This is a genomic window from Shewanella sp. QJM3NY_23, assembly GCF_056173105.1.
In genome coordinates, this window is sequence record NZ_CM149657.1 from 3097157 (window position 1) to 3113034 (window position 15878).

Genomic DNA, 15878 nt, shown 5'->3' on the forward strand with positions numbered 1-15878 from the left:
TAACTAATGCTAACAAAAATAAGATACTTTTTAATACTTGCCTCGGCATTTATGTTTGTAGGCTGTGCTTCGGTAACCGAAAGTGGATATTACTGGGGAAACTACTCAGAGACCTATTATGAATATATTAAGGCTCCATCAGAACAAAGTATCACAAACCATCTCAATGAATTAAATAATATTATTGATAAGTCAAAGGTAAAAGGTCTGAAAGTACCTCCGGGGATTTACGCTGAAATTGGTTACATAACAGCAAAACGTGGAGATAGCGAAAGCAGCATTGCTTATTACCGTGAGGAGGCCGAATTGTACCCAGAGTCAAAAGGTTTTATTGAACGTTTAATTTCAGATCAGAAATAGGAATAGGAATAAACATGCGCTTACTAATTTCAATTACTATTGCTTTCCTTATGTCTGGTTGTGTCACAACAACGACTAAAGAAGTAGCATTTCCCGATATGTATTCAGACGTTAATCGTCAAACCATGCTCATCGTCCCTGTTATCAATGAAACAACTGCCGCCGAAGCTCCCGACTTCCTAAACGCGACGGTTGCTCAACCTCTGGCAGATAAAGGCTATTATGTCCTTCCTGTGCCAATTGTGAGCAATATTTTCAAAGAAGCTGGTATTATTGATGGCACACAGCTAAAAGGAATTCCTTTCTCAACCTATAAAGACAAATTTGGAGCAGAATCCGTACTCTTTATCAAGCTGACATCTTGGGAAACTAACTATCTGGTTGTTTCTGGTAATGTTACTGTGGGCATGGAGTACATACTGGTTTCAGCAGAAACAAATAACGTTTTATGGTCATACAAAAATACATTCGTATTAGATACTTCTGGCTCTTCTGGTAATCTGATTGCAGATATAATCATAACGGCAATATCAACGGCAGCCACTGATTACGTTCCAGTAGCAAGACGTGTACATGCTAATGCAGTAACGACACTACCAGTTGGCAAGTACCACCCCGAGTACCTAAAAGATGGCAAAGTTAAGAATGTTATCCCTGCTCTAGCTAACGCTCCAGTAGAAAAGTTTTAATATAAAATGAGTCAATAATTACGTTGCTGGCGGAACCGCTCTTTACACAAACGGTTCCGCTGCTGCAAATACAAGGCTTTAGCCCGGAGTTGACTGGTGTCAATGAGGACTAGAGCCGAGGTTCAACGAAGCATTATCGAGGTTAAGTAGCCATTACTCAGACAAAGCTATGAGGTCATGCTTGAGTCCCACCGCATTAGCCACTGCAACTAGTCTCGCCTTTATTCCCTGCTCTATACCAACGCCGTCCTCAAGCAAATCATCAACAGCGATAAAAGCCGTGGTCGTTAACTTGCTACTGTCATACAGGTAGGCATAACCCGATTCAACTCTCCAACGCTTTTCAAGATCGGCCGCAGGGCTTTCTTCAGCGTTTTCATTCTTCACCTGTGTGTCCGCCTGTGCGCTCGCTTGTGTATCCGCCTGTGCGCTTGTCAAATGCTCGGCTTTCTCTGCTAAGGATCTCACTAAGGTAAAATCGAAAGACAAGATGAAATCTTCATTACTGTACCAATCCGCTTTTAGCGCCTGAAAATTTAACCACATCTCCAGCTGGGTCAACAAGGGGTTAAGCGAACTGGAAAATTGGCCATCGGCCGCTACCGTAATGGGAAATCCTTGCTGCATATTTATATTTGCCCTTTTACCTTTTTTGCCTTTGCTGTTAGCGCTGATTTTGCTTTTCCAGAGGCGGTTAGCCTTCGGTCACGCTGGCGATAAGTGTAGATTTTGCTAGCTAACCATCCTAGATGCAACCCCGAGCAATTAACAGCACCCAACAAGAAAGCGACCAAAAGGTCGCTTTCTTAATGCTTTAGATAGCTAGGCAAACCAACATAAATTGCGTCGCTGACAAGACCCCCTAGCAGCGTTATGGCGTTACTGCCGATAGTAAGACAAAAAAGCCGCTGCTTTTCGCCACGGAATTGACTCCAGTCAAACTCCTTATTTCGAGCAATGCGAAAATTTCGAACTGACGAAGCATTATCAATGCCTAAGCAGTAATTACTCGTAGTCCGAGGCGTAAGTCTCTTGATACGTATGCGAATAAAGCTCAAACAGGTTACCAAACGGGTCTTGTAGATACACCATCTTCGCAGGCTTGCTATCATCTTCTGGATGGTAACGCATGATGTCCATACGCACTTTACCGCCATACTCTTCAGTGCGCGCGATAGCACCTTCAAAGTCATCGGTTTGCAGACAGAAGTGGAAGATCCCCAGGCGCGAGAAGTCGACTTCGTGACGCTCGGCGCGATCTTTCATCTCAAACAGTTCAACGCCGATGCCATCGGATGTCACTAAATGTGCGATTTTAAAGCCTTTGAAACCTTCACCAAATACGGCAATACACATTCTGCCGATAGCGGTTTCGCGCTCTTCGACCACTTTCCCCCTGTGTCAGGATTGTTGTCACCCCTTAAAATCATCCAATAATTAAATAAAGGGGGCGGTCAATGAGAGCTCAATGGCACGATATTCACCTGAACGTAAAGACGCTGTCTTAAAGAAATTATTACCTCCCCACAATATGACGGTCACGGAAGTGGCTCGCAGTGAGGGGATCTCCTACCAAACCCTGTATCATTGGCGAGATAAAGCCAAAAAAGAGGGTCGCCCTGTGCCAGGTAAAACATTAACCAGTAATGATTGGTCAGCTGAAGCTAAGTTTGCAGTTCTCATTGAAACAGCACCAATGTCAGAAACTGAAATCAGCCAATATTGCCGAGAAAAAGGCTTGTTTCGAGAACAAGTTCAGCAGTGGAAACAAGATTGTTTAGGTGGTTTTAAGACGAGTGAAGTTCAAGCTAAAACGATTAAGCAGCAAGCCAAATCAGACAAGGCAGAAATAAAATCCCTGCAACGAGAATTACGTTATAAGGAGAAGGCACTCGCTGAAGCTGCGGCTTTACTGGTGCTTAGAAAAAAGCTCAATGCGCTTTGGGAGGACGACAGCGAGGAGAGTTAACGCCTTTGCCTAAGCGCATAACACTGGTGGATTTAATACAAGAAGCTTATGCCCACGGTGCGCGTCTTTACAAAGCTTGCGCTGAAGCAGAGTTAAGTAAACGGACGTATCGCCGCTGGTATCGAGCAGGAAAAGTGCAGGCAGATTTAAGGCCTACGGCAGTAAGACGGGCGCCTGCTAACAAGCTTAATGATGATGAGCAAGAGCAGATATTGGCAACCTCTAATGAGGTAAGGTTTGCAAGCCTACCTCCCTCACAAATCGTGCCGACACTGCTTGATGAGGGGGTCTATATCGCTTCAGAGTCGAGTTTTTATCGAGTGTTAAAAGCCAATGAACAATTAAATCGGCGTGGGCGAAGCCAAGGCGTAACAAAAAGAAGCAAACCAGATGCTTACGTTGCAGATGGGCCAAACAAAGTATGGTCTTGGGATATTACTTATTTAGCCTCGGTCATCAAAGGGCGCTTTTATTATCTGTATATGTTTGAGGATATTTATAGCCGTAAGATAGTGGGTTATGAAGTCCATGACCGAGAATGTGGTGAGCTAGCGGCCGAGTTAATGCAGCGCAATATGCTACGTGAGCAATGCTTCAAAAAACCGTTAGTACTGCACTCTGATAACGGTGCTCCGATGAAGTCATTGACGATGAAAGCCAAGCTTGAAGAGTTAGGTGTTACCGCTTCGTTAAGTAGACCAAGCGTAAGCAATGACAATCCTTACTCCGAAGCATTATTCAGAACCTTAAAGTATCGGCCGGAATGGCCTAGCTCTGGCTTTAAAAACATCACCGAGGCACGGGAATGGGTAGAAGAGTTTGTGACTTGGTACAATACCAAACATAAGCACAGTAAGCTCAATTTTGTATCACCGAGTGAGCGACATGCGATGCAAGATAAAGCGATTTTATCTAAGCGTAAGGAGGTACTAGAAGAGGCAAGATCAAGAAACCCTAAACGCTGGCCAAACGGTATAAGGAACTGTGACGTTATCGGTGAGGTAGTGTTGAACCCAAAAAAAGAGTCTGAAACTGAAACAGGTAGTGTTCATAATTCTGTGTCATTTCAGTAAACTGTACAAAAACAGGAATGACACATGACTCAACCTTTTAACTTTGAACAAGCCCTTAAAGATCTTCAAGCCGGTAAAAGCCTCACAGGCAAAGACAGTATTCTTGGCCCATTGATTAAACAACTTACCGAAGCTGCCTTGCAAGCCGAACTTGAGCAGCATTTGGCCCAGGATGAACAGCCTAATCGCAAGAATGGTAAGATGGCTAAAACGATTAAGCATCCCTCTGGCAGCTTTGAGTTAGACACACCTCGCGATAGAAATGGCTCTTTTGAGCCTCAGTTGATTAAAAAGAATCAAACCACGCTCACCGATGAAATCGATCGCAAAGTGCTGTCGATGTTCAGCATGGGGATGAGCTACCGTGACATCAATCAGCACGTCGAAGAAATGTACGGCATTAATGTCTCTAACGCGACCATTAACGCTATCACAGACAAACTCATTCCTGAACTTAAGGCTTGGCAACAGCGCCCACTAGACAGCCATTATCCGATTGTCTGGCTCGATGCGATACATTACAAAGTCAAAGAGGACGGGCGTTATATCAGCAAGGCGGTGTACACCCTACTAGCCCTTAATATGCAAGGTAAAAAAGAAATACTCGGCCTGCATTTATCTGAAAATGAAGGGGCTAATTACTGGTTATCTGTGCTGACCGATCTTAATAATCGCGGTGTAAAAGATATCCTTATCGCCTGTGTTGATGGTCTGACAGGGTTTCCTGAAGCCATCGCCAGTATCTTCCCCAACACAGAGACGCAGCTGTGCGTTATTCATCAAATACGCAACTCAATGAAGTATGTCGCCTCGAAAAATCAGAAAGCGTTCATGGCCGATTTAAAGTGTGTTTATCGCGCTGTGAGCAAGGAAGCGGCGGAGTTAGCGTTAGATGAGCTGGAGGTTAAATGGGGGGATGCTTACCCATTAGTTATCAAATCATGGCGCCGAAAGTGGCAAAATTTATCGCACTACTTTAAGTATCCAGAGCACATCAGAAAAGTGATTTACACCACCAATGCGGTGGAAGCAGTTCATCGTCAATTTAGGAAATTAACCAAAACTAAAGGCGCTTTTCCTAATGAAAATAGCTTGTTGAAGCTACTTTATACTGGCATATTGAACGCATCGAATAAATGGACAATGCCCATTCACAATTGGAGCCTTTGTTTATCTCAATTAGCGATTTATTTTGAAGGACGTTTAGACAGCGTGCTAGAGATTTAAACTTAGCCTGACACAGAATTTTGAACGGCCTCCTGAAACAAGAAATGCAGCTTAAAATTTAAGTAAAGAGTGCCAACTACCTTGAAAAACACCGCTTTGGTGTTGTTCATAACGATTTTTAGACCTAGCGCTTTAGTGTAAAACTCAACCGCTTTGTCCATGTCGCCGACCATAATACCTACATGATTCATTTTCATAATATTGCCCACACTCTGATGATTGATGAATGATTTGTTTCGATGAGTGCAGTATATGGAGCAAAGATGATTACGTAAAATTATCAATTATCATGATGACAAGTATTTTTCGTTATCACAATTCCAAGATAGCAACAGTTAGATAATCGTCAGCATCTATGTTATCTATATGCGGTTTTGCGCGCGCGCCCTATGACGTCTGTGCCTGCTTGGTGATAATGGCTTGGTCCCAATAAGGTAGTGAGCCATAGTAGCCATCGATAAAATCAATAAAACACCTCACCTTATGCGGTAGCAGTTTTCTATTGGCATAAACCGCATATAAACCTAAGGGTTCTGGCGCAAACTCAGGCAATACCTCAACCAGTTTGCCACGACTAATGGCCTCGCTTGTGATAAAGCTAGGTTGTAGCACGATACCCGCGCCAGCAATAGCAGCACCCACCAACACATCACCATTGTTACTGTGAAATTGACCGCTCGATTCACTGTTTTTTACCCTGAGGCACTGGGAGAGCTGATCTTTACCCTCCATTTCCATGTAGCTGTAATGCAAGTAGCGGTGCTGTTTTAGATCTTCAGGTTGACGCGGTATGCCCTGCTTTTGTAAGTATGCAGGCGCTGCGCACAACATTAACCGGATGGGAGCGACTTGCTTGGCAATAAGTGATGAGCTTTTAAGCCGTCCAATGCGCAGCGCAATATCGAAACCTTCATCAACAATATCCACTTTACGATCGTTAAGCTGCAGATCGATATTAACCTGAGGGTACTGTAACTGGAACTCGGTGAGTAACTGACTTAGGTGTTTTATCGCAAATGATACAGGTGCACTCATCCGCAAAGTGCCTTTGGGGTTTTGTTGTAGGCCGCCTAATTGGGAGTCCATTTCATCGATACTCAATAGGATCTGCTGCGCATGCTGAAAGTAATGTGTGCCCGCTTCAGTCAGGCTCACTTTTCGTGTGGTGCGATGCAGCAGCCTAACATCGAGCCGCTCTTCTAATTTGGACACGTATTTGCTCACCAATTGCGGTGATGACTGCATTACGGTCGCAGCATTGCTGAAACTGCCTTCTGTCACCACCGAGACAAAGGCGCGCATGGCATCAATTCTATCCATTACTTAGTCCCATAACTTAGTCCCATCGCTTAGCCGATTACAAACAATATGTTGATAATTATTCTACAAAACCCATCTTACCCCTGCATTATGTTGATAGTAAAGTGTGTTCATCCCGAGACGGGAACCGAATCAACTCAATTTAATAAAGGTCATAACCATGAACACATCACGATTAAACACACTATTTGAAACAAATGCTGGGCTTGCAGGCTTAATACTCAGAGCACCCATTGGCCTAATTCTAGCCGCTCACGGCGCACAAAAACTATTTGCGTGGTTTGGTGGTTATGGCTTGGAAGGCACGGGGCAATGGATGGCCAGCATGGGAATGACGCCGGGTTATTTAATGGCGTTACTAGCTGGCAGCGCTGAGTTTTTTGGGGGGTTAGCCTTGGTATTAGGCCTAGTGACTCGCCCTGCGGCAGCGATTGCCGCCTTCACTATGCTGGTTGCGATATTCACTGTGCATATTGGCAATGGCCTATTTATGGCAAACAACGGCTATGAATATGCACTAACACTCTTGGTCGCACTCCTTGCTATAGTCGTACAAGGTGCTGGTTCGCTAAGCCTTGATAAGCTTATCGCTAACAAACTCAATCGCCAGTAGAGATTGCGCACCTAAAATAAAAATGCCTGTCACCGTTTATGGCGCACCTAATGTAATAGTTCATGCGATGGCTGATGTGATGGCTAATACTATCGCTGAGGTTAAGTAAGCATGTTAATCAAGGGCAAACCCGCGGCAATCTACCTGCATGAGCTTGGAGAGAAGATGCACAACCTAAACATCGCTTTTATTTCCCATGGTGGCGGCCCGATGCCGCTACTTAATGACCCCAATCACGCAGAGCTGGTCGTTTATCTAAAATCGCTTGCTAACAAGCTAGCACGCCCCAGCGCCATTTTGCTGATCAGCGCCCATTGGGAAGAGTCGGTGGCGACAATCACCGCCGGCCCTAAGCCAAAAATGATCTACGATTATGCAGGTTTTCCACCTGCTAGCTATCAGCTGCAATACCCAAGCCCCGGTGAGCCGATACTTGCAAAAAAAGTGCAACAGGCATTACAAGATGCCGATATTAACGCGAACTTAGATTATCAGCGCGGCTATGATCACGGCATGTTTGTGCCATTAATGCTGATGTATCCCGAGGCAGATATTCCCGTTATTCAGCTGTCATTGGTCAATACCCTCGATGCCAAGCAGCATTTGAACATAGGCAAAGCATTGCAGGCTCTTGACCACGACAATTTACTGGTGATCGGTTCCGGTTTTTCATTTCATAATATGGGGGAGTTTTTTGCGCCAAACACTGAGGATCGTCAGATTAAAAACCATGAGTTTGAACACTGGCTGCAGACAACCTTGAGCGATAAGCAGCTCACCGAAGCCGCGCGAACACAAGCAATGGCAGACTGGTTAAGCGCCCCCAATGCCCGTTATTGTCAGCCCCGCGAAGAGCACCTGTTGCCACTACATGTGTGCTACGGCCTAGCTGGGCGCGCCGTTGATAAACATCAAAACGTCACCATTTTTAACAAGCGATCCAGCTCGTTTGTGTGGCACAAGCAAACAGATAGTTCACAGAGCTAAGGCTCTATGGATCGCTACTACTTCACTACTCAGCAATTGCAGTAGGATACGTAAACATGCAGGCTAGTTTTCCAGCGACTAACAAAAAAGCGAACCCTAAGGTTCGCTTTTTAATCTCTAAGCTTCAATGAAGCTAGCTAACCTCAGATCGGTTTAACGTAACACTGAAATCACGTTGAATTCTGCTGATGTAATATTGAGTTGTGGCTTATTCTCTTTGAGTTGATAAGCCACTAAACCTCCTATCACATTAAGCATGAAACCATGTACGCTGCGGTGCCGCGTATGCTCTATTTGTGAGATGTTTTTTAGCTGGTCATTGATTGTTTCGATAATAAATCGTCTAGAAAGCATGGCTCTATCCCATAATGATAAAGCCTTTGCTTTCATGTTTTTACGCACGTTATTAACGATAGTTACCCCACGTTCTAATAGGTCGCCTGCTAACGCTTTGCCGATATACCCCTTATCAGCATAGAGTTTATCCATTGATTCAACGACCATACCTTTTACGGGTTTCGTGTCATGCACATTCGCAGGTGTTATTTTGGCTGCAACGATGCCACCTCGATGGTTCACAATAAGATGAAGTTTAAAACCATAGAACCAGCCCATCGTGCCTTTTCCTCGGCTGGCGAGACCTGCTAGCGTTTTATGCCTTGGAATTCGTAAATTATGACAAACCTTAATGCTCGTTGAGTCAACGAACTCGATGCCTGTCGGTTCGCTTTTTAAAGAGGAAAAATAACTGCACATTGGAATGACTGCACTCGGCATGACTTCAAGAAATCGAGTGTAGCTGAGTAAGTTTGGAAAATCAGATTTGTAGAAACGAGCCAGATATCCTGTGTAAAAATTCTTGAAGTCACGATGATTAGACATATGGAAGGCGATGATAATTGTCATAATTTCACTCATCGTCATTCTGCCTGCGCGCTTACGCTTGCGAGTTCCATCGGTTAGGCACTGTTGTTCCCATTGAGGAATAAAAGCATTACAAAAATCATCGACATCACAAAATACATCCACTAAATTATTCATATGCCCTCTGCGTGATTGATTAATCTTGGTCGAGAGATCTGATCACAAAGAGGGCTATTAGTTCAATTTCTTATCCCGAGTTCAGGTTAGCTATTACATAATTGCGGCGCTGGCGATGCTAATGCAAGGCGAATTGAAAGCTTTCGCGCGGAGTTGACTAGTGTCAACCTCTTTCCAAAGTGCTTGGCGAAAGCTGATATTCAACGCAGCAGTAGCAAGTCTTAGCAGCCAAATGGCGTAACTGCCGAAGATAAGGCAAGACGAACCTAAGGTTCTAGCCCGGAGTTGACTAGTGTCAATGAGGACTAGAACCGAGGTTCAACGCAGCATTATCGAGGCTAAGTAGCCATTTTACTTATAGTCATCAATCGGTGCACAAGAACACATTAGATTACGGTCGCCGTAAACATCGTCGATACGGTTAACCGTTGGCCAGAACTTGTTCGCCTTAACTGCAGCACTTGGGAATACCGCCAGTTCACGGCTGTACGGACGTGAGTCAAACTCGCTATCCATGATGTCAGCCATGGTGTGCGGCGCGTTGTGCAGTGGATTGTTGTCCACTGGCCACTCGCCAGCTTCGACTCGGGCGATTTCGCCGCGAATTGAGATCATCGCATCGATGAATCTGTCTAGCTCGACTTTAGACTCAGATTCCGTTGGCTCAATCATTAAGGTGCCTGCAACCGGGAAGCTCATGGTTGGCGCGTGGAAACCATAGTCGTTGAGACGCTTAGCGATATCCATTTCGGTCACGCCAGAAGCATCTTTAAGCGGACGCAGATCGATAATACATTCGTGAGCCACGCGATCATTACGGCCTGTGTACAGCACAGGGTAATGGGCAGATAGCTTCTTCATCATGTAGTTAGCATTAAGCAGTGCCACTTGAGTCGATTGTCTTAAGCCTTGGAAACCCAATAACTTAATGTACATCCAAGTGATAGGCAAAATGCTGGCGCTACCGTATGGTGCAGCCGATACTGCGCCGTTGTTGTCTGATTCGCGGCCATGTTTAACCACGGTGTGACCCGCAACAAAAGGCGCAAGGTGAGCCTTAACACCAATAGGGCCCATACCGGGTCCGCCGCCGCCATGTGGGATCGCGAAGGTTTTATGTAGGTTAAGGTGCGATACATCGGCGCCGATGAAACCAGGAGTCGTTAAGCCCACCTGCGCGTTCATGTTAGCTCCGTCTAGGTAGACTTGGCCGCCATGGCTGTGAATGACGTCGCAGATCTCGCGCACTGTCTCTTCATACACACCGTGGGTCGATGGGTAGGTGATCATGATGCAAGAAAGGTTATCGGCCACTTCGGCGGCTTTGGCTTTCAAGTCTTCCATGTCGACGTTACCGGCTTTATCACACGCGGTCACCACCACTTTCATGCCGGCAAGCTGGGCTGACGCGGGGTTAGTACCGTGAGCCGATTGTGGGATAAGACAGATATTTCTGTGCGCATCGCCGCGGGATTCATGGTATTTCTTAATGGCTAATAGACCCGCGTATTCGCCCTGCGCGCCTGAGTTAGGCTGTAGGCAAACGGCGTCATAACCTGTGATATCAACAAGCCATGCAGACAACTGCTCGACCAACTCGCCATAACCTTGAGCTTGGTCTTGTGGGCAGAATGGGTGCATATTGCCAAACTCGGCCCAACTGACTGGCATCATCTCGGTGGCGGCATTTAGCTTCATAGTGCATGAGCCTAGCGAGATCATCGAGTGGTTTAGGGCTAAGTCTTTGTTTTCGAGACGCTTGATATAACGCATCATCTCGGTTTCGCTGTGGTAGCGATTAAAAGTTGGGTGAGTCAAGATAGCGTCGGTGCGCACCAGCTCACTAGGCACTGACCCACTGCCATTGGCGACGATGTCGGCATCCATTGCAGCAACGTCTAGGCCATGACCTTCACCTAAAATCACATCAAATAGCTGAGCGATATCGGCGCGAGTGGTAGGCTCAGCGATGCTGACCCCAAGAATGCCATCACTATCGACACGCAAGTTAAGCTCTGCCGCAACCGAACGCGCTATCACAGCCGCGCTGTCGGCGACCTTAAATGACAGGGTATCGAACCAAGTATTGTTAACCAGCTCGACACCTTTGGCTTTAAGGCCTGCGGCTAAGATATCGGTTAAGCGGTTGATACGCTGTGCAATCGTTTTTAGCCCTTGTGGGCCATGGTATACGGCGTAGAACGAAGCCATGTTGGCCAAGAGCACCTGCGCTGTACAGATGTTTGAGTTGGCTTTTTCGCGGCGAATATGTTGCTCACGGGTTTGCATCGCCATACGCAGCGCGCGGTTACCGCGTGCATCTTGCGACACCCCAATAATACGACCCGGCAGTGACCGCTTGTGCTCGTCACGCGAGACGAAAAATGCGGCATGTGGGCCACCAAAGCCCATGGGCACGCCAAAACGCTGGGCGCTACCAAAAACCACATCGGCGCCCATGGCACCAGGTGATTTAAGCATCACTAGCGACATGATGTCGGCGGCGACGGTCACGACCGCTTTTTTCTCTTTAAGCGCGGCAAATAACTCGGTGAAATCGCGAATTTGACCATGACGGTTAGTGTATTGGAATAGTGCACCAAACAGATCGTAGTTAACGGCGTCTTCGGCAGGACCGGTGACAATCTCAAAACCAAAACACTCGGCGCGGGTTTTCACCACATCGAGGGTTTGCGGGAACACATCATCGGCAACAAAGAAGATATTGGCTTTCTTGGCCTTAGAGACACGTTTCGCCAGCGCCATGGCTTCGGCTGCTGCGGTGGCTTCGTCTAGCAATGAAGCTGAGGCTAAATCAAGACCGGTTAGGTCCATCGACACCTGCTGGAAGTTTAAAATGGCTTCTAGACGACCTTGAGCGATCTCTGGCTGATATGGAGTGTACGCGGTGTACCAACCTGGGTTTTCAAACACATTACGCTGGATAACACTTGGCACTAGCGTGCCGTGGTAACCCATACCTATGTAGCTTTTAAACACCTTGTTTTTATCGGCAATGGCGCGAATCGCCGCCATACCTTCGGCTTCGCCACATGCTGGGCTAACAGCAAGGTCGCGGCCTAGACGAATCGACTCAGGTACGATCTGCTGTGTTAAATCTTCTAAAGATTCTGCACCAACGAAGTTCAACATCTCTTGCTGTTCTGCGCTGTCCGGCCCGATGTGGCGACGGATAAAGAGTTCGTGCTGCTCTAACTGAGTGAGAGTTTCTGTGGTCATGATAAACCTAGTTCCATATTTGCCAGTATCCTGCCTGTAGGGGGGCGGTGTTACCGGTCTCATTTTTAATGTAGGGCGGTATAACGAAAAACCCCATGTCATTTAGGCATGGGGCTTTAGGGGCTCGACGCTTACTCTTCGTCGATAACTTCTTGATACCCTTCGGCATCAAGCAGGCTGTCAACTTCAGACTCGTCAGATGGCATCACGCGGAAGAACCAACCGTCACCGTATGCGTCGCTGTTAACTAGCTCTGGAGAATCTTCTAATGATTCGTTAACGGCAATCACTTCGCCAGAAATAGGCGCGTAGATATCAGAGGCAGCTTTAACCGACTCGGCCACGGCGCAGTCTTCACCGGCGGTGACTGTGTCGCCCACTTCTGGTAGCTCAACAAAGACCATGTCACCTAGCAGCTCTTGGGCGTGCTCACTGATGCCGACAGTGTATGAACCGTCTGCTTCTTTGCGGATCCATTCGTGTGAAGAAGCGTACTTTAGTTCAGCTGGAATATTGCTCATTATTTTTAATCCTTTTTCCGTAATACTCAATTTTGACTAATCAGACAATGTGTAAGTTAAGCTAAAAATTAGAATACTTGTTTACCGTTACGCACAAAGCCAGGGGCTATGACTTTAACAGGCACGCGCTTTTTACGCATCTCTACTTCTGCGACATCGCCAACAGAACTGGGCAAGCGTGCCATGGCAATAGAATAGCCCAAGGTCGGTGAGAATGTACCGCTGGTGATAACCCCTTGCTGCTCTTCGCCGTTCGCGTCGGTAAAGAACACATCCATACCTGGGCGAATCACCCCTTTGGCTTCCATCACTAGGCCCACTTGCTTATGGGTACCCGCCGCTTTGATGGCACTTAATGCTTCACGGCCAATAAAGTCACGATCGCTTGGCTCCCAGGCAATAGTCCATGCCATGTTGGCTTCGAGCGGGTTAACGCTTTCGTCCATATCTAGACCATATAGGTTCATGCCTGCTTCTAAACGCAGGGTGTCACGGGCACCTAAACCACATGGCTTAACGCCATTGTCGAGTAGTGCTTGCCAAAGGGCGGCCGCTTCATCTTCAGGCACAATGATCTCGTAACCCGCTTCACCGGTATAACCAGTAGTGGCAATAAACAAAGAACCTGATTGCACACCAAAGAAAGGTTTCATCCCCTCTACGGCGGCGTTTTGCTCGGCAGTAAACACGCTGGCAGCTTTCGCCTTGGCGTTAGGGCCTTGTACGGCAATCATCGCCATTTCTGGACGTTCGGTAATGGTGACATCAAAGCCCTTCACTTGCTCAGCAATCCAAGCGAGGTCTTTTTCACGGGTCGCAGAGTTAACCACAATACGGTAATGGGTGTCGTCGAGATAATAGGTGATGAGGTCGTCGATAAGGCCAGCATTGTGGTCTAGCATACCGCAGTAAAGCGCTTTACCCGGTACGGTGAGTTTGGCAACGTCGTTTGCCAACAGTTTACGCAGAAATTCACAGGCTTGAGTGCCGGTTACGTCAACCACTGTCATATGAGAGACGTCAAACATACCTGCGTCTTGACGTACAGCATGGTGTTCTTCGATTTGAGAGCCGTAGTTAATCGGCATTTCCCAACCGTGGAAGTCGACCATCTTGGCATTAGATTCCAAGTGCTTGTTAAAGAGTACAGTTTTATTAGCCATTATTATCTCTTCTTTAATGCCCTTTTCGGGTCTTACCTGACGGTGACAACATGGCTGAAATACATTGATAACGGGACTAACCGAAAGGCTCGGATAAGATCCCGTTTCCACCTGTGGTTTGAGCTATGCGACACCTAGGTGTGCTTTATTTATAGACACACCTGAACGTAGGGTACGTTGGGTCAGGATGTGATTGCAAAGATGAATTTTTGCATCAATTGCGTCGAATATGATGCATCGACAGTGTCGCCTGCTAAGACGGGTCAATGGTATCAAAATGCGGCGAAATTATACCTTGCGTCACAGTTTTGTATACAAGATATTTTTCTAATCCGAGCGTATTTAACATTACTTTTTCTTATGCGTTAATCGTAGCTTTTTTACAGCGCAAAAAAACAACACCACGGCAACCTTTCAAGCCACTGTATTTAAACGCAAAGTTGGCCAAACTCATTTTCAATGATACTTATTTACACAGGGCTGGCAGACGGCTTTTATTGCCCATCGCCTGTTGCATAAACAGTGTTTTCACAGGAGAAAAATTATCAACCAAATTAAGCCCTAAATCTCGCAGTGCTTGTTTCACTGGGTTCGCCCCATCGAAGAGGCGCCTAAAGCCTTCCATTGCGGCAATCATCTCCAGCGCATCGGCTTTACGCCAACGTTCAAGGGCGCGCAAATTGGCGTAGTCGCCTAAATCTTTACCCGTACGCTTAAGCTCACTCAGGGTTTCGATAATGGCCGCGGCATCAAGAAACCCAAGGTTAACCCCCTGCCCCGCCAATGGATGTATGGTATGGGCCGCGTCGCCTGCAAGCAGTAAGCGGTGGCGGGCAAAGTGGCGCGCATAACGCATGCGCAGTGGAAAAGCCTGTGGCTCACTTTCGAGTGTACACATGCCTAGCTTACCGTCGAAAGCTGCGGTAAGGCTGCGCTCAAACTGCACCGCATCGCCGTCGAGTAAGGCTTGTGCCTTGGTTGGCGGCACCGACCAGACGATAGAGCAGAGGTTCGCTTCAAACAGGGGTAAAAAGGCCAATGGGCCATCTTGTAAAAACACCTGCCGTGCGGTGTCATTGTGAGGCAGCTCGGTGCGCACCGTCGCGACAATGGCGTGGTGGCCATAATCCCAAAAGGTCATCGGGATCTTGCACTGCTCGCGCACCCAAGAGTTGGCTCCATCGGCGCCTATCACGAGGGCCGCCGACAGGTTGTCGCCGTTATCTAAGGTGAGCCATGCTTCGCGCTCGCCAAAGGCAATTTTGTCGAGGCGTCGATTTTCAAGATGGGTTATCTCATCAAGCTCAGCCGCACGGCTAGCCAGTGCGTGGCTGATGTTGTCATTTTCAATGATGCTGCCTAAGGTTTGCTCGCTGATACTGTGGGCGTCGAAACCAATTTTACCTAGGCCGTCTTTATCCCACACCGCCATTTTTTGGTATGGCCCCATGCGCGCCTCATCGACATAGGACCAAGCGCCAAGATGGGTAAGCAAACGTTGACTGGCCTTGTTAATCGCACTGACGCGCATACGCGCCTCGCCCGACACGGCTTGGGTTTCACCGGCGTCGATAACCACCACCCGCAGCGACTCCATCGCTAAGCCGATGGCCGTGGCCAGTCCCACCATACCACCGCCAACAATGGCTACATCATAGGTTTGAGTGCTGAACAT

The 15878-nt window shown here is 47.1% G+C and carries 13 protein-coding genes and 2 pseudogenes; 6 read left to right on the plus strand and 9 right to left on the minus strand.

The window, feature by feature from the left end:
* Positions 1-6: 6 nt before the first annotated feature.
* Positions 7-360, plus strand: coding sequence for a DUF4810 domain-containing protein (locus AC0VXX_RS13725; protein WP_475514690.1), 354 nt, complete (start codon positions 7-9; stop codon positions 358-360).
* Positions 361-374: 14 nt separating this feature from the next.
* Positions 375-1049: a GNA1162 family protein gene (locus AC0VXX_RS13730; protein ID WP_475514691.1), complete on the plus strand. Its 675-nt coding sequence runs from the start codon at positions 375-377 to the stop codon at positions 1047-1049.
* 153 nt (positions 1050-1202) lie between these two features.
* Here the strand turns inward: AC0VXX_RS13730 and AC0VXX_RS13735 are convergent, their stop codons facing one another.
* On the minus strand, positions 1203-1676 hold the full coding sequence (locus AC0VXX_RS13735; RefSeq protein ID WP_475514692.1) for a hypothetical protein: 474 nt from the start codon (positions 1674-1676) through the stop codon (positions 1203-1205).
* 378 nt (positions 1677-2054) lie between these two features.
* A pseudogene (locus AC0VXX_RS13740) lies at positions 2055-2441 on the minus strand (VOC family protein); the annotation flags it as partial.
* 76 nt (positions 2442-2517) lie between these two features.
* Between AC0VXX_RS13740 and AC0VXX_RS13745 the strand changes: the two are divergent.
* A protein-coding gene (locus AC0VXX_RS13745; protein ID WP_475514693.1) for an IS3 family transposase occupies positions 2518-4091 on the plus strand; the annotation gives its coding sequence in 2 pieces (ribosomal slippage) (positions 2518-2986 and positions 2986-4091; 1575 coding nt in all).
* A gap of 24 nt (positions 4092-4115) precedes the next feature.
* Positions 4116-5318: an IS256 family transposase gene (locus AC0VXX_RS13750; RefSeq protein WP_475514612.1), complete on the plus strand. Its 1203-nt coding sequence runs from the start codon at positions 4116-4118 to the stop codon at positions 5316-5318.
* Positions 5319-5407: 89 nt separating this feature from the next.
* On the opposite strand, the pseudogene AC0VXX_RS13755 reads toward AC0VXX_RS13750, so the two are convergent.
* Together AC0VXX_RS13755 and AC0VXX_RS13760 are read right to left on the minus strand one after the other, a co-directional pair.
* Positions 5408-5515 (minus strand): annotated as a pseudogene (locus tag AC0VXX_RS13755) (VOC family protein); the annotation flags it as partial.
* 190 nt (positions 5516-5705) lie between these two features.
* On the minus strand, positions 5706-6638 hold the full coding sequence (locus tag AC0VXX_RS13760; protein WP_475514694.1) for a LysR family transcriptional regulator: 933 nt from the start codon (positions 6636-6638) through the stop codon (positions 5706-5708).
* Between the two features lie 160 nt (positions 6639-6798).
* Between AC0VXX_RS13760 and AC0VXX_RS13765 the strand changes: the two genes are divergently transcribed.
* Together AC0VXX_RS13765 and AC0VXX_RS13770 are read left to right on the plus strand one after the other, a co-directional pair.
* Positions 6799-7251, plus strand: coding sequence for a DoxX family protein (locus tag AC0VXX_RS13765; protein WP_475514695.1), 453 nt, complete (start codon positions 6799-6801; stop codon positions 7249-7251).
* 111 nt (positions 7252-7362) lie between these two features.
* The gene (locus AC0VXX_RS13770) at positions 7363-8238 is read left to right on the plus strand and encodes a DODA-type extradiol aromatic ring-opening family dioxygenase (RefSeq protein WP_475514696.1); all 876 of its coding nucleotides are present in this window, start codon (positions 7363-7365) and stop codon (positions 8236-8238) included.
* A 153-nt stretch (positions 8239-8391) separates the two neighbouring features.
* Here the strand turns inward: AC0VXX_RS13770 and AC0VXX_RS13775 are convergent, their stop codons facing one another.
* The 5 genes from AC0VXX_RS13775 to AC0VXX_RS13795 all read right to left on the minus strand — a co-directional run bounded on the left by AC0VXX_RS13775 (position 8392) and on the right by AC0VXX_RS13795 (position 15878).
* Positions 8392-9279, minus strand: a complete 888-nt coding sequence (locus AC0VXX_RS13775) for an IS982 family transposase (RefSeq protein ID WP_475514697.1) — start codon at positions 9277-9279, stop codon at positions 8392-8394.
* Between the two features lie 351 nt (positions 9280-9630).
* Entirely contained in the window at positions 9631-12519 is a 2889-nt protein-coding gene (gene gcvP, locus AC0VXX_RS13780) for an aminomethyl-transferring glycine dehydrogenase (RefSeq protein WP_475514698.1), read from the minus strand.
* Between the two features lie 131 nt (positions 12520-12650).
* Positions 12651-13040, minus strand: a complete 390-nt coding sequence (gene gcvH, locus AC0VXX_RS13785; protein ID WP_110457408.1) for a glycine cleavage system protein GcvH — start codon at positions 13038-13040, stop codon at positions 12651-12653.
* A 68-nt stretch (positions 13041-13108) separates the two neighbouring features.
* Entirely contained in the window at positions 13109-14203 is a 1095-nt protein-coding gene (gene gcvT, locus AC0VXX_RS13790) for a glycine cleavage system aminomethyltransferase GcvT (protein WP_475514699.1), read from the minus strand.
* Between the two features lie 466 nt (positions 14204-14669).
* The gene (locus tag AC0VXX_RS13795; RefSeq protein ID WP_475514700.1) at positions 14670-15878 is read right to left on the minus strand and encodes an FAD-dependent monooxygenase; all 1209 of its coding nucleotides are present in this window, start codon (positions 15876-15878) and stop codon (positions 14670-14672) included.